Raw genomic sequence first — 19,427 nt, 5'->3', positions numbered from 1 at the left:
CCCTTGAAAGTTAAACAAGGGCGCCAGCCAGCGTTGCAGAGCTTGACCTTGGAGTGCCAAGGCCGGCGCTCTGCGCCTTGGCTGACACGATTTGGGGTCGCAACGCGGTGCCGTATGAAACGGCAACAGGCCCTAAGTGACTTCCCGGGTATTTGGAAAACCGTTTCTTTGTTTTTATTGAAAGCGGTTCTTCGAAACCGAATATGCACGCGTTGCGAACGACTCGCGCGCTTTCATCACAAGGAGTTCACTTATGCGATTCAAGCATGATTTCGTGAAACCGACACTCTTCGCCGTGGTCGCGGTTGGCGCCCTCGCCTTTAGCGGGCTCGGCATGGCCGCTTCCGGCACGGATATGTCCTCGGGCGGCACGATGTCCGACAACGGCATGTCGAGCGGCAGCGGCATGTCTTCGGGCGGCACGATGTCCGGTAACGGTATGTCGAGCGGCAGCGGCATGTCCTCGGGTGGCACGATGTCCGACAACGGCATGTCGAGCGGCAGCGGCATGTCCTCGGGCGGTACGATGTCCGGCAACGGCATGTCGAACGGCAGCGGCATGCCCTCGGGCGGCACGATGTCCGGCAATGGTATGTCGAACGGCAGCGGCATGTCCTCGGGCGGCACGATGTCCGACAATGGCATGTCGAACGACAGCGGTATGTCCTCGGGCGGCGGCTCGTAAACTGCGCCTGATCGGCAGCCGCCGTTATGAAGCCGGTGTCGGGGAAACCCGGCTCCGGCTTTTTTTGAGCCGTGGCCGCCGGGACCGAACCGCGGTCGAGCCGGGATGGCTGTGTATCCTGTAACATCGGCTGCGATACATAGCTCGACCGCGGTCGCGGTATCCGCGATCAGGTGTCGAGCCCGATGTCAGGATCTTTCTTGTCCGACTCCCCGTCTTCATCCGGCGATACATCCGGCGATATCGCGGCGCCGATGATTCGCGCGCGGGACGGCCGTGTCGTCATCTGGCAACCGGCCTTCTTCGATACCGCGGCGCCGGAACGCGAGCATTTCGATCCGGCGTACTGGCGCTCGCGCCGCGCGCTCGTGTCCGAGGCGACGGGGCGCGGGGCGGCTTATTTCCTGCGGGCCGGCGCGAATCAGGATTGGGTCCTGCGGCATTATCGGCGCGGCGGCATACTCGCCCATCTCAATCGTGATCACTACTTCTGGACCGGCGCCCTACGCACGCGTCCGTTGCGCGAATTTCGCCTGCTCGACGTTTTGCATCGGCGGGGCCTGAAGGTGCCGCGCCCGATCGCCGCGCAGGCCGTGCGTCGTCGGGGCGCATGGTACCGGGCGGACCTGATTATCGAGGCCATCCCGGATACGGAGACGCTGGCGGACCGGCTTACCCGGCAGGCGCTGTGCACGGCCGACTGGCGGCGTCTAGGCCGGGCGATTGCGGCGCTGCACGACGCCGGGGTATGGCATGCTGACCTCAACGCCCGGAACATACTGGTGGCGGATAGCGGCCGGGCGTTTCATATCATCGATTTCGATCGCGCCCGGTTTCGGCCCGCTGGCCGCTGGCGACAGGCGAATCTGGCCCGGCTACGGCGTTCGCTGGATAAGTTCGCATCCCAACAGCCCGAATTCCGCCTGGTCGAGCAAGACTGGAGCGCGTTGACCGGCGGCTATCGGTCCGCCTTGGCCGTCACGGCACGGGCGTAGGGATCGAACCCCTTGCGTTTGAAGCGCTGGTGTAGCCAGAAATACTGAGCCGGATCCTCGTTGACCACCGATTCGATGACGGCGTTGATCTGGCGGGCGTCGGCGGCCTCGTCGCCGCTGGGAAAATCGGTCAGCGGCGGTTTGATGATCAGCCGATAGCCTTTGCCGTCGGCGCGGCGCATGGTGAAGAACGGAATGACCGCGGCTTTGGTCATTTTCGCCATGCGGCTGATCGCGACGTGCGTGCGCGCGGGCTGGCCGAAGAAGTCCACCACCACGCTCAGGCGTTTGCCCGCCTTCTGATCGGCCGCGTACCACACGGCGTCGCCCCGGCGCAGCGCGGCGAGCAGGGCGACCACATCGTTGTCCGCGATGCTCGCCCCGCCGATATGGGCTTCGCGCCGGGTGCGCATCACCCGTTCGACCACCGGGTCCCGCGGCGGTTTGTACATGGCGGTGGTGGTAAAGCCCAGCTCGGCCATATATTTCTGCGCCATGCGCACGCCGAGTTCGAGCGAGGTGGTGTGCGCGGACAACAAAATGATGCCGCGTCCGCGGGTGGCCGCATCCTCCAGATGATGCAACCCTTCCACGTGCGCCAGTCGATCCACCTTGGCCTGGCTGCCCCACCAGCAGATCCCGGTCTCGAGAGCGCCCCGGCCGACCGAGCGGAAATGCGCATCGAGCAGTTTTCGCCGTTCGGCGTCCGCCAGCCCGGGGTAGCAGAGCTTGAGGTTGATATCGGCTACGCGGCGCCGGGCGGGCACGATACGGGCGGCGATCCGGCCGAGCCCGGCGCCGAGGCCCATCTGCAGGCGATAGGGCAGTTGGCTGAGCAGCCAGCCAAGGCCCATCAACAGCCAGCTCGGCCAGTAACGTGGAGCGATGAGACGCGGGTTGTCGGTATCTTCGAAGTCGGAAACTGCCATTCCACCCAAACAGGCCGCCGTGCGCCGCCTGCCGCCGTTGTCGGTTCGAACCGGCGCGGCGTCGTATAAAATGGCAACAGGCCCTTGTATCATGCGCGAAACAAGCTCTTGAAGAAACCCCGGATGGATTCGATTCCGTCGTTTGCCGAGGCGCGCGTGTTGGTCGTCGGCGATATCATGCTCGATCGCTACTGGTACGGCGATACCGGTCGAATCTCGCCCGAGGCCCCGGTTCCGGTGGTGCGTATCGGCGACGAGGAACGGCGGCTCGGCGGGGCGGCGAACGTGGCGCTCAACTTGGCCCGGGTCGGCGCGCGCACGCGCTTGATCGGCGTGATCGGCGCCGACGAGCCGGGCGCGGCCACCCGCCGGCTGCTCGCCGATGCGGGCATCGAGGACGATCTGGCGGCAAGCCCGGACCATCCCACGATCGCCAAGTTGCGGGTCGTCAGCCGCAATCAGCAGCTCATTCGGCTGGATTTCGAACGTTCGTTCGCGCTCGACGGCGCGTTCGACCGCACCGCCTTGCTCGCGCGGGTGGACGCCGCGCTGGCGGCGACCGACGTCGTGATCTGTTCCGATTACGGCAAGGGCACCCTGGCGGATGTGGCCGGTATCATCCAGCGCGCGCGCGCTGCGGGCGTGCCGGTGCTGGTGGACCCGAAGGGCCGCGACTGGCGGCGCTATGCGGGGGCCAGCCTGATCACGCCGAATGCCGCCGAGTTCGAAGCCCATGTCGGCCACCGCCCGGGTGAAAATGAGGCCGATCGCTGGCTGGCCGAGCAGGCGGCGAAGACACGCCATGAGTTGGATCTCGACGCGCTGCTGGTCACGCGTAGCGAAAAAGGCATGAACCTGTTTGCCGCCGACGGCGATCTGCATTTGCCGGCGCGGGCGCGCGAGGTGTTCGATGTCACCGGCGCCGGCGATACCGTGATCGCCATGGTCGGCGCCGGGCTGGGCGCGGGGCTCGGCTTGTCGGAGGCGGCGGCGGCGGCCAACTTGGCCGCCGGCATCGTGGTCGGCAAGCTGGGTACGGCCACGGTCAGCCCGGTCGAGCTCCAAGGCGCCGCGCACGCTCAGCGCAGCGGCGATCACGGCATAATCGACGAGGACACGCTGGCGCAGTGGTTCGTTCAGGCGCGTGCGCGCGGCGAGCGTATCGTGATGACCAACGGTTGCTTCGATCTGCTCCATCCGGGGCATATCGCTTATTTGGAGGCGGCGCGCGCGCTCGGCGACTGGCTGGTGGTCGCGGTTAACGACGATGCCTCGGTGGCGCGGCTCAAGGGCGCGGGCCGGCCGCTCAACGATCTGTCGCACCGTATGCAGGTGCTGCGCGGCCTGGCCGCGGTCGATTGGGTCGTGCCGTTTGCCGGGGACACGCCGGAGCGGCTGATCTGTCGGCTGTTGCCGGACGTGTTGGTCAAGGGCGGCGATTATAGCGTCGAAGAGATTGCCGGCGGCCGCTGCGTTCTCGAGGCCGGCGGCGAGGTGCGCACGCTGGATTTCGTATCGGGTTTTTCCACCACGGCCATCGTGGAGCGCCTGCGCCGCGGTGACGACGGCTGAAGGCCGCATGGCGATCGACCGCCAAGCCGGCGCCGGCAGGTGGGCGGCCGCGCGCGACCGGGTGTGGCGGGGCGGCGTATGATTTGGCGCTGGGTCTACGGCGCCGCGACGTATCTGCTGGCGCCGCCGGTGTTCGCGTACTTCTTCTGGCGTGGGCGGGCCGAGGCGGCCTATCGGCGGCATTGGCGCGAACGGCTCGGGTTCGCCGAGCCGCGTGACGGCCGGCCGCTCTGGGTGCATGCGGCTTCGGTCGGCGAGGTGATTCTGGTCGCGCCGCTGGTCGAGGCGCTCATCGAATGCCATCCGGATTATCGCGTCCTGCTGACCACCTTCACCCCCACCGGTCGCGACGAGGCCCGGCGCCGGCTCGGCGATCGCGTCGATTTGGCTTATCTGCCGCTGGACACGCCCGATGCCACGCGCCGTTTTTTCCGGCGAACACGGCCGATCATCGGCGTACTGGCCGAAACCGAACTCTGGCCGAATCTCGTGGCCGCCGCGGAGCGCGCGGGCGTACCGCTGGCGCTGGTCAATGCGAGCTTGTCGGCGCGTTCGGCGGCGCGCTATCGGCAATGGCCGGTTGCCTTGGCGGCGCGCTTCATGCTGGCCCGCTTCGCGCTCATCGCCGCGGCCGAGCCGGTCCATGCCGAACGTTTTATCGCGGCCGGCGCGCCGGCGGACGTGGTCGAGGTCGTCGGCAATCTAAAATACGATCGCGCCGACAACGCACGGGCGCGCTCGGCCGCGCTCGCGCTTCGGCAGCGCTGGCAAGCCGTCCGGCGCCCGGTATGGCTCGCGGCCAGTACCCACGCGCCGGAAGAAGCGCGTCTGCTCGATGCCTTCGCGATGCTGCGCGCCCGGCATCCGAATCTACTCTGGATTCTTGCGCCCCGTCATCCGCAGCGTTTTGACACGGTCGAGCGGTTGTTGCAGGACAGCCGGTGGCGTTATGTACGCCGGAGCCTGGGCGAAGCGGTCGACACGCATACCGATATCGTGCTCGCCGATACGCTCGGCGAACTCGATCTGTTCTACGGCCTGGCCGATGTCGCGTTCGTCGGTGGCAGCCTGACCAGCCGTATCGGCGGGCACAACGTTATCGAACCGGCGGCGGCGGCCTGTGTTTTCGTCACCGGCAGCGATATCGCGGCCTGGCGGGAAGCGATGACGCCGATGATCGAAGCCGGCGGCGCCGCGATCGCCCGGGACGCGACGGAGGTCGCCTGGCTGAGCATGGGCTGGCTGAACGACGAGACCAACCGGCGGTTGGCCGGGCAGCGTTTGGCCGGGATCGCGGCTTCGCACCGGGGCGCGCTCGCGCGAACGAGCGAGCGCATCGGCACGTTGCTCGCCGCGCGCGAATGATCGAACGCAACGGCGACTCTTATGACGACTTTGATATGTTGGCCTATTCGATCGTCCAGCAATAATATGCCGTCGTATTCAAATCTGTCGAAAAAATTGACGGCGCTTGTACGCATGATCGGGAGCCGTGCGCTAAGCGCGCTATTATAAAACAATAGTTTACGCTTTTGATGATGCCAAATTGAAGCCATGGCCGACAGCCGTAGTACGTATTCGGGAGAAGCTGTCGGAAAATTTTCCAAAATGATCGTGGCCCGTGTCGATGAATTTTCAACCTGTTTAAAATATAAAGAAAATAAGATATGGCACGCTGATTGCATGTTGGGCATCAGCCGAATCATGTTTCGGCCTGGGGTATCTAAACAGGAAGTTGAAAATGAAAAAAATGTTCTATAGTTCGGCCGCTGTCGTCGCTGCTCTGGCTTTCGCCGGCCCCGCGTTCGCCAGCCAGATCGATGTCAATACCAACGTGAACAACGGCGAGCCGTCGCTGTACGAGATCGCCAACACACCCAGCAACGGCAACGGGGCGCTATTCGCCGATTTGGATGCCAATTCGCCGCAGGTCAATAATGCGCATTGGACGGGCGGCGCCAACGGCAGCAGCAACAGCGTGCTCCAGGCGACTTGGACGGCGAACTATGACAACGCCACGTTCGGCGTCTACAGCATCTACGATACGTCGATCAAGCTGAATCTGCTCTACGGCGGTTCGGCGATTGGCGCGAACAGCGATATGAATACGAAGGGTTTCTTGAGTTATCTGGGGAACGGCAACTTTATGGCTTATACCCAAGATGTCAGCAATCCGGTGGATGTAACGAACGTACAAACCGAGAACTTCGGTTCAAGCATATTCGGCTACTTCCTGACGATCGGCGGCAACACCTATTACTCGGACAGCGATCTCAACGGTGGCGAAGACCGTATGGTCGGCTACCAGGGCGACAACAGCGGCACGCTGCTAATGAACGAGTATCTGTTCGGCTGGGAAGACGGCACCGACAACGACTATCAGGATTATGTGGCGACCGTCGAGTCGGTCCGGCCGGTCCCGGAGCCGTCCTCGATCGCGATGCTCGGTATCGGCCTGTTGATGATCGGCTTTGCCGCCCGTCGTCTGCAGAAGCGCGACATCTAAACGGCTGACGTTCGAGCTTGCCGCCGCGCGGATCGATTCGGGGCACCCTTCGGGCTGACGAACGGGTATAGACTTCGCCGGCACACTGGGTTAGGGTGCATTTGAGTTAGGGGAGATTGCGTAGTGGTTTACGGGAACGGCTGTAGGTGTCGCTCCGTCAGCCGCTCGTGTTTGATCTTGGGTTAGAAGCCGAAAACCGAGCGATTCGGATCATTAGCAGACCTTCGGCGCTATTACTTGAGATTTAAGATTTCGTTGTTCGTGCATGTTGCGCGTATCAACGTATTGTTCGACTCGATTTTAGGACAAAGGCAAAGCCGTCGAAAGGCGGTGACGCAAAGCCACGGATCTAAAGCGTGCTCAATAGCGCGCCATGACCGCCGGGTTGCCGCTGGTCGAAGCCAGACGGCGAATTTTGATTATTCAAGATTCCGCAGTGTGCCGTCTGGTTCGCACAGCCGACGGAATCCTCATGTAAAGGGGACCGGTCCATGTTCAATCGCGTTGCGATCATGCTGTTTTGCGCCATTCTCACTATGGCTGTCGGGGGCTGCGGCGGGGGGTCCGGCGGGGATGACGATGATGGGAGCGGCAGTACATCAAGCAAACAGACCGCCAGCGTAAAACCGGACGACAGTTCCGGCGATGCGGCCAACGATTCGGCTGATGACTCGACCGGCGATTCAGACAGCGAATCAACCGGGGATTCGACCAGCGATTCAGCTGGTGAGCCGGCCAGTGGATCAGCCAGCGCCGGTGGCAACAACAAGCCATCGAACATGGGCGATGGCGCCACACGCTATATCACCGAGATCAGTGTGCGGAACTACGGCAACGGGATTTCTTCCGGCGTCGCCGATGTAACGTTTGGTCAGGTTTTCGCCGATGGCGATGTCGGCGCCGCTCAGCATGTGGTGGCAATGGCCGGCGGCAAGAGATTGCCCACGCAGGTCGATCGCAAGGCGACTTGGTCGGACGGCTCGCTACGCCACGGCGTTATCACCATTCAACTCGCGGCGCCGGCCAGTGGCGAGGCGCGGGCAGTCGAGCTGTATGCGGCGGCGGGCAATGCCGACTCGGGGCTGAACCCGGTATCGCTGTCCGACCTGCTCGGCAGCAATTTCAGCGCCCGGGTCCGGATCAAACTCGACGGCACAACGTATACTGCGGATGCCCGCGATGCGTTGGCGCAGGTCGCCCAGAGCGCGAATTGTCCGGCCTGGGGCGAAGTGAGTTGCAAGCGCTGGCTTGCCGGCGGGCTGGCCAGCGAGTGGATCGTTCCAGCCGAGTTGACGAGCGGTAACCGCGTCGCGCCGCGGCTGCGCGTGTATTTCAATGTGCGGGCTTACCGCGGCGCGAACGGCTCCGTCGACAACGTGCGCGTGGATACGGTGATCGAGAACGACCTCACGTATAACGTCTCGCCGTCGAACGTGGCCTACGACGCGCGGCTTACGGTGGGTCAATCGTCGTATTCGATCGAGAATCTCGAGCACTATACGCAGGCACGCTGGCACCGGGTGCTCTGGAGCCGGGGCGATCCCGAGCTGTATGTGCAGCCGTCGATCGAATATCTTCAGAAATCGCGTGCGATATCCCGCTACGCCGACCTCGAGCCGAGCGAAGATTTTCTCGACAGCCGGCCGCAGCAGGCGGTGCCGATGCGCCATCTCGATCAGACTCCGGACATGGGGGCGACCGGCGCGCAGCCCGCGATTGGGCCGCTGCCGCAATGGACATCGACCTTTGCCGTCTCCGGTGATCGGCGCGCGTTCAACTGGATGCTGGCCAACGACGATGCCGTCGGCAGCTACGGATTCCATTACCGCGATGCGGCGACCGGCCGGCCGCTGCGAATCGACGATCATCCCTACGTCACGATCGCTGATATAAACCACGCCCGACATGCAGGTGAGGCGTATCAGAAGGATTTATTACCGTCCTGTAGCGGCGACTGCGGCAACCCGAACCGGTTCAATATCGCTCATCAGCCCTCGATCGGCTATTTGCCGTATCTGGTGACCGGCGATTTCTATTATCTTGAGGAGTTGCAATTCGAGGCCAGCTACGACCAACTCTGGGCCAATCCCAAGTATCGCCGATACGGCAAGGGGCGGCTGTTGCAGGCCAGTCTGCAAGTCCGGGGCCAGGCTTGGGAGTTGCGGACCATATCCAACGCGGCATTCGCGACGCCCGACAACGACCCGATGAAGTCGTACTTTGTCGACCAGATCAATTACATCGTTCAGGACTATCTCGACAGTTATGTCGATGACCCCGGCCACCCGCTGCATACGCTGGACAGCTATGGCGCCGTTCACTATCCGAGCGGGCACCACGTCAAAATACCGCCGTGGCAAGCGGATTTCTTTACCTGGGCGGTGGGACACGCGGCCGAACAGCAGGTTCCCGGGGCCAAGCGCCTGCTCAACTGGCTGGCGCCGTTCCAGCTCGGACGAATGGCGACGGCCGATGGCGGCTTTTGCTGGCTGCTGGCCTCGGCCTATACGCTTCGGGTTCGCGACAGCGACAACTCGCCACTCTATACCAGCCTCGACCAGGTTTATAAGGCGAGCTTTCCGAACCTGGTGGGGCTCAAGTGCAACTCGCAGGCCATGATCAACGAACTGAACTCGGGCGGGGGGCACCGACAGATCGGCGAAATGGACGGTTTCCCAACGTCGCCGACCGGGTTCCCCGCCAATTTTCAGATTGGCCTAGCCGCGGCGGTGGACAGTAACGCGGACAACACGGATGAAGCCTGGAGGCGATTCGCCAACCGATCCGCTAAACCGGACTATGCCAACTACGCGAACTTCGCGGTCGTTCCGCGTTCGGTGAACTAGGCGTTCTCGGCAGGGGGAGGCATTTCTCGTGCGAACCTTGCGCTGGTAATGTGGCTGTCTTGAATATGCCGAGGGGTAGAGCCTGTTCATGATTCTAACGGCCCCGCGTTGCGGCCCAAAATCGTGTCAGCCAAGGCGCAGGGCGCCGGCCGCAGTCATTCTGCGGTCTAGCCCTGCAACGCCGGATGGCGCGATTTTGGACTGCAACCCGAAGGGCCGGCGGCTATTTTTCCGCAATTCTGCGTTGCAACTCGCTTATGTAGCTGGGCTACACTACGCTCGCTGCGCCTGGCCTTGCGAAAAAATAGCCGCCGGCGCGGCGTCGTTAGGATTATGAACAGGCTCTTAAGAAAACCGTGATTGCGATCGACCTGGTGATGGCCGCGCGCCCCAATTTCATGAAGGCGGCGCCGATTCATCGCGTGCTTTCGCATGCTAGTTGGTGCGATTTAAGGCTGGTACACACGGGGCAGCATTACGACCAAAATATGTCGGGCGCCTTTCTCGCCGATCTCGGCATACCGGCGCCCGATTTGCATCTCGGCATCGGTGGGGGCAGCCACGCCGAACAGACGGGGCGTACGTTGATGGCGTACGAAAAAGCCTGTATCGACGAACGCCCGGATTGGACGGTTGTGGTTGGCGATGTCAACGCCACGCTGGCCTGCTCGCTGGCCGCGACCAAGCTCGGCATATGTGTCGGGCATGTCGAGGCGGGGTTGCGCAGCCGCGATCGCGAAATGCCCGAGGAAATCAACCGAATCGTGACCGATGCGATCGCCGATTTGCTGTGGACGCCATCGGCCGATGCGAACGAGAATCTCCGCGCCGAAGGCATTCCCGAGGCGCGCGTGGATTTCGTCGGGAACGTCATGATCGACACCTTCGAGTTCATGCGCGCCCGCATCGAGGGCGCTAACGCACGCGAACTGCTGGGTTTGGCCGTCGGCGGTTATGCGGTGGTTACTCTGCACCGGCCGTCGAACGTCGATGATCCGACGCGCCTGTCGGCGTTGGTCGATACGCTCGTGCGCCTGAGTACGGATTTGCCCCTGGTTTTTCCGATACATCCACGGACCCGTGCCCGGCTCGAGCGGGCAGAGCTTCTGGAACGTCTGGACCGATGCGCCGGCGTGCATGTCATCGAGCCGCAGGGATATGTGAACTTCATGAACCTGCTCACCGGTGCCGCAATCGCCATCACCGATTCCGGCGGAATGCAGGAAGAAACGACCTATCTCGGCATTCCCTGCCTTACGGTACGAGATACCACCGAGCGTCCTATAACCCTGACTCAGGGCACCAACCAGTTGGTGCGAACCGAGCAACTCGCCGACGCGGCCCATAGCGCGTTGGCATCGACAAGCGCCGGCGAAAAGCGTCACGTGGCGCCGCCGCTATGGGACGGACGCGCCGCCGAACGGATCGTAGCCAGTTTGCGGCAACACAGTTGACTCTATCCTAGGGTATTGCCTGATACGGTGTCGGGAAAACAAACAAGTTGAAATCGATACGGCGGCGTACCACGGCGGCAGAGGTGTGCAATACTGAATGCGGCAAAAAACTTGTTATACTCTTCGCTCAGACAAAGTGAATCTGTGCGGACTGGAGTTTTTCCAATGAAAAACACGCTCAATCGTCAATCCCGCCATACCCGTTCGATCGTCCGGGTGGCGGCCCTCGTGCTGTGCCTCGGCGTAGCGCCGATGGCGTTCGCCCAATCGGGCCAAGATTCGGTGCCTCAGGGTGCGGGGTATTTGCTGTCCTACGGATCGAACTACCAGCACGTGAGTGGCTTTCACGGTAGCGGCATCGGTGGCTATAGCAGTAGCCGCGATGTGCCGGAACCGGCGACCTGGGGCATGTTCGGCCTTGGCTTGGCCATGATCGGCATGGGCGTGGCATCGCGCCGCCGCCGTCGCGCGCGACTGACCCACGTCTGACCCTAACGATTGATTCGATCTCGCGGCGCTGGGCGCAGTGACCCGGCGCGCGGGTAATCGTACGCCCTCGGTGCCACTCGCCGGCGCCGAGGGCTTTTTATTGCGCGCATTCAGCCGGGACGCCGCCGGCGTCGACCGAATCGTTAGGTCGACCGCGTCATTACGGCTGTCGGCAATTCTGTCAGTTTCATGAGACTCTGCCCAACGTCATGAATTTGCGAATTTATCGGCGCGGCGAGGAGTTGCGCGAGCGTGGCTTGAAATTTGGGGCCGGTGTCTAGGTAAGCGCTACGCGGCTGCTAAGCGATTGCCAAGCGATTGAATTTGTTCGGCGCTATTTTTGCGCAAATTGTGCGGGCGGTTTGCCGCGCAAAAAGGCGCTACAAGCCCGGCATCATGACCCAGCCTGTCCGGCGGCCGAAATTCGTCGAAAAATTTAACGCATCGGCACAGAATCTTCGTCAATTACGATAGTATTCCGAACACGGCCCGGTCGCCGCGGCTTCGCCGAGCAAGCGCGAACACGAATTGCGCGCGCGTTAAAACCGATCATCGAGGATGATTCGCGCGTGACGGTGCAGCCGCCGGCTGGTCGCGCGCCGTGTTGTTTACGTCTGGGGATTCATGAATACGCTTCGTATTTTCAATCACCACGTCCACATCAAGTTCGTCTTGCTGGGCGTGCTGCACCTGCTATTTCTCGTCGGATCGGTCTTCGCGGCGGTCAATATCCGCTATATCACCGCGGACCAGAGTGTGATCAACGATTACCCGTTGATGACGCTCAAGGCCGTCGGCTATGCGGTCATCATGCTGCTTTGCCTGAGCGCCATGGGCCTCTACCGCCCGCAGCGCGAAAACCGGTATCTGGCGCTGTTCGTTCGTGTGGTCGTCGCGTTCGTTTTTGGCGCGGTGCTCGCGGTGATCATCTATTATATCCTGCCCGGGCTGTATCTCGGACGCGGCGTGTTCGCGCTGACGCTACTCTTGTCCCTGATCGGCGTCGGCGCGGCGCAGATGATCTTTCATGCCACGGTCGACCAGCGATCGGCGCCGTGGCGTGTGCTGTTCTACGGCGCGGGCGACAACGCGGCGGAGCTGCTCGCATTCATGCGGCGTCGCAGCGACCATTCGCTGTTCAAGCTTGTCGGGTGCGCCGTGATCGACGACGAACCGGTCAAGGTCGACGAGTCGCTGCAATGCCGTATCGATGTCCCGCTGTCCGATTATGTCCGCCGGCACGAGATTGACGAGATCGTGGTGGCGATGGATGACCGTAGACAGAACTTCCCGGCCGATGCGCTCATCGATTGCCGCGTATCGGGAATCAATGTGGTCGACATGCTCACGTTCTACGAGCGCCAGACCGGGAAGGTGAAGACCGAGCTCCTGCAGCCGGGTTGGATCATTTTCTCGCACGGGTTCCGCTACAGCGCGTTCGACAACGTACTCAAGCGTCTGCTCGATCTGGTGGCGTCGCTGGTATTGCTGCTGGTGTTGTGGCCTTTCATGGTCGTCGCCGCGATCGCGATCAAAATCGAGGACGGCCTGACTGCTCCGGTCTTGTTTCGGCAGGCGCGTGTGGGTTTGAGCGGCCGCGAATACCCGATCTACAAGTTCCGCAGTATGCGCACTGATGCCGAGGCGGTGACGGGCCCACAGTGGGCGTCGCAGGACGACCCTCGGATCACCCGGGTCGGCCATATCATCCGCAAATTGCGTATCGACGAATTACCGCAGCTATGGAACGTGTTCATCGGCGATATGAGCCTGGTCGGGCCGCGCCCCGAGCGCCCCGAGTTTGTTAAACATCTGATCACGATTCTGCCGTATTACCGGGTGCGCGAATGCGTCAAGCCCGGCGTGACCGGCTGGGCCCAGTTGGGTTACCCCTACGGGGCTTCCGACGACGATGCCAACGGCAAGCTGCAACTCGATCTCTACTACGTGAAAAATCGCAGCCTGTTTCTCGATCTGCTGATTCTCGTCAACACGATCGAGGTCGTGCTGTTTCGCAAGGGCAGCCGGTGAGGGTCCTTCGCCGCGCCGCGCCCGGCTGATCGCGGCGGCTTGCGCGTGTTTCCCGATCTCAACGTCACCCAGATCTGGCTGTTGTCGAACGGCGTCGGCGCGCTGGCCTTTATCGGGCTGACCGTTTTCATTGCGGTGGGCGTGCCGGCGCGGCATGCCGCGTTTCGGCTTCTGGTGGCCGCCAGCGCGATAACCGGCCTGTGGTTCGTGCTGCTGGCGGTGGCGCCGCTGCTGTCGATCGAAGGGCCGCTGTTGGATCTTGTCGAAACCGTGCGCACCGGGCTGTGGCTGATGACAGCCGCGTGGGTGATGCCGACGACCGCCGGCTCCCGGCGGCATCGCTGGCTGCGCGGGTTCGCGGTCGCGATCCCCGCCGTTACGATCGGTTGTCTCGGGTGGCGCGTCCTCGACTCGACGGGACACATGCTCACCGGCCACAGCGTGGCCTTCGCGCTCGGGGCGATCGCGATGAGTCTGTACGGATTGGTGCTGGTCGAGCAGACCTACCGAGCCAGCGGGCTCGACGCGCGCTGGGCGGTCAAATACTTGTGTATCGCGCTGACCACGCTGTTCGCCTACGACTTCGTCATGTATACCGGCGCGCTGGCCGCGCACCATATCGCGTTGTCGGTATGGAGCGCGCGCGGCGCGGTCAACGCTCTGGTGGTGCCCCTGATCGGTCTCGCCGCGGCAAGAAACGCGCAGTGGTCGGCGCGGCTCAGCGTATCGCATCAGGCCATCTTCCGTACCGGGGCGTTGATCGTCGCCGGTGGCTATCTGATGGCGGTGGCCGGCGGCAGTGTCTATATCCGGCGGTTCGACAGCAGCTGGGCCGAGGTCGGCGCGCTGTTGTTCACCATCACCGCCACGCTGCTACTCGTCATCTTCTTTTTGTCCGGGCAGGTGCGCGGCCATGCCCGGGTGCTGTTGCACAAGCATCTGTTGTCCTACCGCTACGACTATCGGGAGCAATGGCTGGCGCTCACGCGTCGCCTAGGCCGCGATGACGACGACATCGATGTCTACGAGCGCGCGATCCGGGCGATCGCGCAGCCGGTGGACAGCCCGGCGGGCGCGCTCTGGCTGGCGCGCGACGGACGCTTTACCTGCGTTGCGGAATGGAACATGGCGGCCGCCGATGTGTCCGAGTCACTCGACGGGACACTGGCGCTTTACCTGGCGAAGATGGGTTGGGTGGTCGATCGCATCGAATACCAGGCCGAGCCCGCCAAGTACGAAGGGCTGGAATTGCCGGCCTGGTTTCTTGCGCTCGAGCGCTCACGTTTGATTATTCCGCTGTTCGCGGGGCCGCGCCGACTGGTGGGTTTCATGGTGCTCGCCGAGCCGCGGGCCAGATTCGATCTTAACTGGGAGGAGATCGATCTGCTCAAGGCGTTCGCCCAGCAGATCGGCGTCTATCTGGATTACCAGGAGGCCAACCGCGCCTTGACCCAGGCGCGCCAGTTCGAGGCGTTCAATCGGTTGACCGCCTTTTTGATGCACGACTTGAAAAATATCGCCGGGCAGCAGTCCTTGATGCTGGAAAACGCCGAGCGGCACAAGCACAACCCGGCGTTCGTCGACGACATGATCGCGACCATCGACAATTCCGTGACCCGCATGCGAGGCGTGCTCAGCCAGTTGCGGAAGGTGTCGCGTTCGGACAACCGCGCCGAGCGCGTGGATGTCGACACCGCGATTGAACACCTGATCGACGAATTGGCGAATACCCGCCCGGTCCCGGTGCGCCGCGGCGCGAAAAGCGCAGCGGTGGTCAATACCGATCGCGATCGGTTGATCATGGTGCTGCGCCACCTGGTGCGCAATGCGCAGGATGCGACCGGCGACGACGGGCATGTCGATATCCAGACCCGGACATGCGACAGTGGTATCGAGATCGCCGTCACCGATGACGGCGAGGGCATGAGCGCGGCCTTCATTCGCGACTCTCTGTTCCAGCCGTTCGTGAGCACGAAGTCCACGCGCGGCATGGGTATCGGGGCCTATCAGGTCCGGGATTTCGCGCGTGCGGCCGGCGGGGATGTCTTTGTTGACAGCACGCCGGGCGAGGGCACGCGATTTGCGATGGTGTTGCCGGTGGTCGGCGATGCGGTGGACCGGTCGAGGGGAGAACCTGAGCCATGAATGCAGCGGCCGAACGACTGCTGATCGTCGAGGATGATCCGGGATTGACGCGACAGCTGCGCTGGAGCTTCGAGGCCTACGAACCAGTGTTCGCCGAGGACCGTAACAGCGCGATCGACCAGATTCGCCGCCATGAGCCGCAGGTCGTGCTGCTCGATCTCGGTCTGCCGCCCGACGCCGAGGGGATCGAGGAAGGCATGCGCGCGCTGTCCGACATCCTGCGGCTCGCGCCGGCCACCAAGGTCGTGGTGGTTACCGGCAACGGCGACGAGAGCAGCGCGATCAAGGCGGTCGCCGCCGGCGCCTACGATTTCTACCAGAAGCCGGTCGAGATCCAGGTGCTCGAACTGATCATTCAGCGCGCCTTTCATATCTGGCAGCTCGAACGCCAAAACCGGCAGCTCAGGTCAAATGCCGACCGTCCGCTGCATGGATTGATCGCGACCAGCGAATCCATGCGGCGAATCGTGCGCCAGATCGAAAAAATCGCGCCGACCAGCGCGACCACGCTGCTCCAGGGCGACACCGGCTCCGGCAAAGAAGTGCTCGCCCGGGCCCTGCACCGGCTCAGCCCGCGCGCCGAACAGCCCTTCGTGGCCATCAACTGCGCCGCCATTCCCGAACATTTGCTCGAAAGCGAGTTGTTCGGCTACGAGAAGGGCGCGTTCACCGGGGCACAGAAACAGACGCTCGGCAAGATCGAGCTCGCCGAGGGCGGCACGCTGTTTCTTGACGAAATCGGCGACATGGCGCACAGCCTGCAGGCCAAGCTGCTGCGCTTTCTCCAGGAGCGCGTGATCGAGCGGGTCGGCGGGCGCCACGAAATTCCGGTCAATGCGCGTGTGGTCTGCGCGACCCACCGCGATCTGGAGTCGCTGATCGCCGAAGGCGAATTCCGCGAAGATTTGTACTACCGGATCGCCGAAATCACGATCCGGATACCGCCGCTACGCGAACGCGACAGCGATGCCATCGCCATCGCCAAGGCGCTTTTCGACAAGGCCAACAAGGAGCATGGCCGGGCGCTGCGCGGATTCGCGCCGGAGGCGCTGGCCGCGATCGAGTACCACGATTGGCCCGGCAATGTCCGCGAACTGGAACACCGGGTCAATCGCGCCGTGATCCTGGCCGAGGGCAAGCTGATCGATGCCGCGGACATGGGGCTCGTGCACCCGGTCGAGGACAGCGACGATGGCCAGCTCAATCTGCGCCAGGTCCGCGATGTGGCCGAACGCAGCGCGCTCGAGAAAAGCCTGGCCCGGGCCGACGGCAATATTTCCAAGGCGGCACGGTTCCTGGGCGTGTCGCGACCCGCCATTTACGATCTCATGCGTAAGCACGGGATCGAATCCAATTAGAGGGACCATGGACGAGACGATTTTTTACCGACGCCCGTCGATCCGGGAGATGATACGGGTCGTGCCGCTTTGTCTGGCCGGCGCCATGTTGGTGGCCGGTTGCTCGTTCTCGTCGCCGGAGCAAAGGGTGGACAAGGCGCGCCAAGCGTATCAGGAGCAGGATTATCACGCCGCCGAAGTGCAGCTGAAAACCGTGCTGCGCGAGCATCCGGACAACGGTGACGCCTGGGCGCTGCTGGGGCATACCTCGCTGGCCAATCGCAAATACGAAGACGCCATTCACCAGTTCAAACAAGCCAAGGCCAACGGGCAACCGGCGGCGGCCCTGGCGCTGCCGTTCGGGCGCGCGTTGGTGGCCAACGGGCAGTACGAAAAAGCGCTCAAGACGCTGCAAGCTGTGCCGCAAAACGCGCCCGATCACGTACGGGCGCTGGCCGCCAGCCTACGCGGCGACGCCCAGGCCGGGCTCGGCCATCGCGATCGGGCCGGCCAGGCCTATGCGGCCGCGTTGTCGATCGAGCCCGGGCTGTCGGATGCACTGCAGGGTCAGGCACGGCTCGCGCTGCAAGCCGGCGATGTGGCGGCCGCGCATTCGGCGCTCTCCAAGGCGGTGTCCGCCCATCCCGACGATGTCGGCGCGCTGGTCGCGCTCGGACAGCTCGATTTCCGGTCCAATCGCTGCGGCCAGGCCATCAGTCGGCTGAGTCATGCATTGCAGGTGGCCGACGGCGCGATGACCGGGTCGCAGCAGCAGAGCGCGCGTGCGCTGCTCGCCGATTGTCAGCTGCGCACCGGGGATGCCGAGGCCGCCCAGAAGAACATCGACGCGATTCTCGCCGCGAATCAGCACAATCCGTTCGGCAACTATCTGCAAGCCTTGATGGACATCCGCCGGGGCGAGTATCGGGACGCGGCGAATCATGTGCAGGCCACGCTCAACGTCACCCCCCATAATTTGCGCAGCATGACGCTGATGGCCTGGATTCGGATCGCCCAGGGGCAGCCGCAGGCGGCCCAGCCGTTTTTGACCCGGGTTCTGTCACGCGCACCGGACGATATGGCCGCGCTGCGTCTGCAGGCCGGCCTGTGGATGGCGCAGGATCAAGACGAACAGGCCCGCGATCTGTTGCAGCAGGCCTATCAGCGTCATCCCGACCAGCCGGGGCTGCACGAGGCCCTGGCGGACGTCGTAGCACAGCTCAAGCAGGAGCAAGCCGGCAACGCGCAGGACAACAGCCTGGCCAATATCTCGTTACAGCTGGACCTCGCCCGCTCGCTGGCGCAGATGGGCAGCGAAACCGCGGCCCAAACCGTGTTGTCCAAGATCGAGCCGACCACGGACAGCCAGCGCCGGGCGGTGGCCGTCGCCCGCGTACGTATCGCGTTGGCGACCGGCGACTACAACGGCGCGATTCAGCACGCCGAGGCGCTGGCGAAGAACAACCCCGACGACGCCGAGCCGCGCGCGCTGCTGGCGCAAAGCTATGTCGCCGCCGGGCGCTATGACGACGCCGCCGACGTGCTGGCCAAGGCGCATCAAGCCGACCCCGACGATGCGTCGGTGGTGCGCGCCCAGGCCGGGCTGGCCGCACGGCGCGGCCGCTACGACGACGCGATTCAGTATTTGGAACCGTTGCAGCGCGCGCATCCCGACGATACCGGGCTGACGCTCGCGCTCGCCGGTCTCCATGCCCGCGCCGGCGACACGCAGCAAGGCATCGATCTGCTGCAGTCCGCGATCGAGCGTCAGCCCAAGGCGGACAAGCTCAAGCAGGCGTTGGCCCGCACCTACCTCGCCAGCGGCCAGGCCGACCAAGCCCAGGCCGTGATCGATGACCAGCTCGACGCGACCGACAAGGTTGCCGACTGGCTGCATCTGAAAGGGGTGGCGCAACTGATGAGCGGCCAGACCGACGCCGGTCTCGACACGCTGGCGCAGGCCGCGGACAAGGCGCCCGACCGACCCGAGTTCGCGCTCGATGTGGCCAAGGTCGAACTTTCGCACGGGCAGGTGCAGAAGGCGATCGATCAATTGCGCCAGATTCGTCGCGACGCGCCGGATTTCTGGTCGGCGGCCGGTTTTCTTGCGCTCGCGGAAGCCCGCGCCGGCAATATCGACGCCGCCCGGAAACAGATTTTCGATTTACGCACCGCCGGCCACGACTTCGCGGCCGATGTGCTGGACGGCGACGTCCTGCGCAGGGCCCGGCAATACCGAAAGGCCGATGCCGCCTACGCCGAGGCGTATCGGAAACAGCCGAGCAAACGTTTGGCCGTGGCCATGTTCGAAACCCGCAAGGCCGGCGGACTGGACGATCCGGCCAAGCCGCTCGCGCAGTGGCTGGACAGGGCTCCCGGCGATGCCGCTGTGGCGTTGCGGCTGGCGAGCTGGTACCAGGGCCACGATAAGCCCACCA

Annotated in this window: 15 protein-coding genes and 1 riboswitch; of the genes, 13 read left to right on the top strand and 2 right to left on the bottom strand. The window is 63.6% G+C overall.

What is annotated here, in order from left to right:
- The first annotated feature begins 253 nt into the window (after positions 1-253).
- Both VFJ08_RS01540 and VFJ08_RS01535 read left to right on the top strand, forming a co-directional pair.
- A complete protein-coding gene (locus VFJ08_RS01540; protein ID WP_324994445.1) occupies positions 254-685 on the top strand; it encodes a hypothetical protein in 432 nt (143 codons plus the stop codon).
- 185 nt (positions 686-870) lie between these two features.
- On the top strand, positions 871-1,680 hold the full coding sequence (locus tag VFJ08_RS01535; protein ID WP_324994443.1) for a 3-deoxy-D-manno-octulosonic acid kinase: 810 nt from the start codon (positions 871-873) through the stop codon (positions 1,678-1,680).
- Here VFJ08_RS01535 and VFJ08_RS01530 read toward each other — a convergent pair.
- Positions 1,644-2,609, bottom strand: coding sequence for a hypothetical protein (locus VFJ08_RS01530; protein WP_324994441.1), 966 nt, complete (start codon positions 2,607-2,609; stop codon positions 1,644-1,646). The two genes, VFJ08_RS01535 and VFJ08_RS01530, sit on opposite strands and share 37 nt — an antisense overlap.
- A gap of 123 nt (positions 2,610-2,732) precedes the next feature.
- Between VFJ08_RS01530 and hldE the strand changes: the two genes are divergently transcribed.
- The 4 genes from hldE to VFJ08_RS01510 all read left to right on the top strand — a co-directional run bounded on the left by hldE (position 2,733) and on the right by VFJ08_RS01510 (position 6,687).
- A complete protein-coding gene (gene hldE, locus VFJ08_RS01525; RefSeq protein WP_324994439.1) occupies positions 2,733-4,181 on the top strand; it encodes a bifunctional D-glycero-beta-D-manno-heptose-7-phosphate kinase/D-glycero-beta-D-manno-heptose 1-phosphate adenylyltransferase HldE in 1,449 nt (482 codons plus the stop codon).
- Positions 4,182-4,259: 78 nt separating this feature from the next.
- Positions 4,260-5,546, top strand: coding sequence for a 3-deoxy-D-manno-octulosonic acid transferase (locus VFJ08_RS01520; protein WP_324994437.1), 1,287 nt, complete (start codon positions 4,260-4,262; stop codon positions 5,544-5,546).
- Between the two features lie 189 nt (positions 5,547-5,735).
- Positions 5,736-5,942: a hypothetical protein gene (locus VFJ08_RS01515; protein WP_324994435.1), complete on the top strand. Its 207-nt coding sequence runs from the start codon at positions 5,736-5,738 to the stop codon at positions 5,940-5,942.
- Complete coding sequence (locus VFJ08_RS01510) at positions 5,923-6,687, top strand: PEP-CTERM sorting domain-containing protein (RefSeq protein ID WP_324994434.1); 765 nt, start codon at positions 5,923-5,925, stop codon at positions 6,685-6,687. The genes VFJ08_RS01515 and VFJ08_RS01510 overlap by 20 nt, the downstream gene beginning before the upstream one ends.
- 300 nt (positions 6,688-6,987) lie before the next feature.
- Positions 6,988-7,080: riboswitch (cyclic di-GMP riboswitch) on the top strand.
- Here VFJ08_RS01510 and VFJ08_RS01505 read toward each other — a convergent pair.
- On the bottom strand, positions 7,037-7,468 hold the full coding sequence (locus VFJ08_RS01505) for a hypothetical protein (RefSeq protein ID WP_324994431.1): 432 nt from the start codon (positions 7,466-7,468) through the stop codon (positions 7,037-7,039). It overlaps the preceding riboswitch by 44 nt.
- Here VFJ08_RS01505 and VFJ08_RS01500 point away from each other — a divergent pair.
- The 7 genes from VFJ08_RS01500 to prsT all read left to right on the top strand — a co-directional run.
- Entirely contained in the window at positions 7,467-9,533 is a 2,067-nt protein-coding gene (locus tag VFJ08_RS01500; RefSeq protein ID WP_324994430.1) for a hypothetical protein, read from the top strand. The two genes, VFJ08_RS01505 and VFJ08_RS01500, sit on opposite strands and share 2 nt — an antisense overlap.
- Before the next feature lie 377 nt (positions 9,534-9,910).
- Positions 9,911-10,987: a non-hydrolyzing UDP-N-acetylglucosamine 2-epimerase gene (gene wecB, locus VFJ08_RS01495; RefSeq protein ID WP_349256929.1), complete on the top strand. Its 1,077-nt coding sequence runs from the start codon at positions 9,911-9,913 to the stop codon at positions 10,985-10,987.
- 165 nt (positions 10,988-11,152) lie between these two features.
- A complete protein-coding gene (locus VFJ08_RS01490) occupies positions 11,153-11,476 on the top strand; it encodes a PEP-CTERM sorting domain-containing protein (RefSeq protein WP_324994427.1) in 324 nt (107 codons plus the stop codon).
- Positions 11,477-12,100: 624 nt separating this feature from the next.
- The gene (locus tag VFJ08_RS01485) at positions 12,101-13,507 is read left to right on the top strand and encodes a TIGR03013 family XrtA/PEP-CTERM system glycosyltransferase (protein ID WP_324994425.1); all 1,407 of its coding nucleotides are present in this window, start codon (positions 12,101-12,103) and stop codon (positions 13,505-13,507) included.
- Positions 13,508-13,552: 45 nt separating this feature from the next.
- Positions 13,553-15,652, top strand: a complete 2,100-nt coding sequence (gene prsK, locus VFJ08_RS01480; RefSeq protein ID WP_324994423.1) for an XrtA/PEP-CTERM system histidine kinase PrsK — start codon at positions 13,553-13,555, stop codon at positions 15,650-15,652.
- Complete coding sequence (gene prsR, locus VFJ08_RS01475) at positions 15,649-17,010, top strand: PEP-CTERM-box response regulator transcription factor (RefSeq protein WP_324994421.1); 1,362 nt, start codon at positions 15,649-15,651, stop codon at positions 17,008-17,010. Before prsK ends, prsR begins: the two co-directional genes overlap by 4 nt.
- Positions 17,011-17,017: 7 nt before the next feature.
- On the top strand, positions 17,018-19,427 hold a 2,410-nt coding region (gene prsT / locus VFJ08_RS01470; protein WP_324994418.1), incomplete at its 3' end, for an XrtA/PEP-CTERM system TPR-repeat protein PrsT.

The sequence above is a fragment of the Salinisphaera sp. genome (genome assembly GCF_035690525.1).
Classification (GTDB): Bacteria; Pseudomonadota; Gammaproteobacteria; order Nevskiales; family Salinisphaeraceae; genus Salinisphaera.
This window is presented reverse-complemented; position numbering and strand designations above follow the sequence as displayed.

Bases quoted from the DNA above. Each gene is read 5' to 3' on its own strand.
- hldE (WP_324994439.1), top strand. From the start codon at position 2,733: ATGGATTCGATTCCGTCGTTTGCCGAGGCGCGCGTGTTGGTCGTCGGC.
- VFJ08_RS01535 (WP_324994443.1), top strand. From the start codon at position 871: ATGTCAGGATCTTTCTTGTCCGACTCCCCGTCTTCATCCGGCGATACA.
- VFJ08_RS01490 (WP_324994427.1), top strand. From the start codon at position 11,153: ATGAAAAACACGCTCAATCGTCAATCCCGCCATACCCGTTCGATCGTC.
- VFJ08_RS01500 (WP_324994430.1), top strand. From the start codon at position 7,467: ATGGGCGATGGCGCCACACGCTATATCACCGAGATCAGTGTGCGGAAC.
- prsR (WP_324994421.1), top strand. From the start codon at position 15,649: ATGAATGCAGCGGCCGAACGACTGCTGATCGTCGAGGATGATCCGGGA.
- VFJ08_RS01515 (WP_324994435.1), top strand. From the start codon at position 5,736: ATGGCCGACAGCCGTAGTACGTATTCGGGAGAAGCTGTCGGAAAATTT.
- VFJ08_RS01505 (WP_324994431.1), bottom strand. From the start codon at position 7,468: ATGTTCGATGGCTTGTTGTTGCCACCGGCGCTGGCTGATCCACTGGCC.
- VFJ08_RS01520 (WP_324994437.1), top strand. From the start codon at position 4,260: ATGATTTGGCGCTGGGTCTACGGCGCCGCGACGTATCTGCTGGCGCCG.
- wecB (WP_349256929.1), top strand. From the start codon at position 9,911: ATGGCCGCGCGCCCCAATTTCATGAAGGCGGCGCCGATTCATCGCGTG.
- VFJ08_RS01530 (WP_324994441.1), bottom strand. From the start codon at position 2,609: ATGGCAGTTTCCGACTTCGAAGATACCGACAACCCGCGTCTCATCGCT.
- VFJ08_RS01485 (WP_324994425.1), top strand. From the start codon at position 12,101: ATGAATACGCTTCGTATTTTCAATCACCACGTCCACATCAAGTTCGTC.
- VFJ08_RS01540 (WP_324994445.1), top strand. From the start codon at position 254: ATGCGATTCAAGCATGATTTCGTGAAACCGACACTCTTCGCCGTGGTC.
- VFJ08_RS01510 (WP_324994434.1), top strand. From the start codon at position 5,923: ATGAAAAAAATGTTCTATAGTTCGGCCGCTGTCGTCGCTGCTCTGGCT.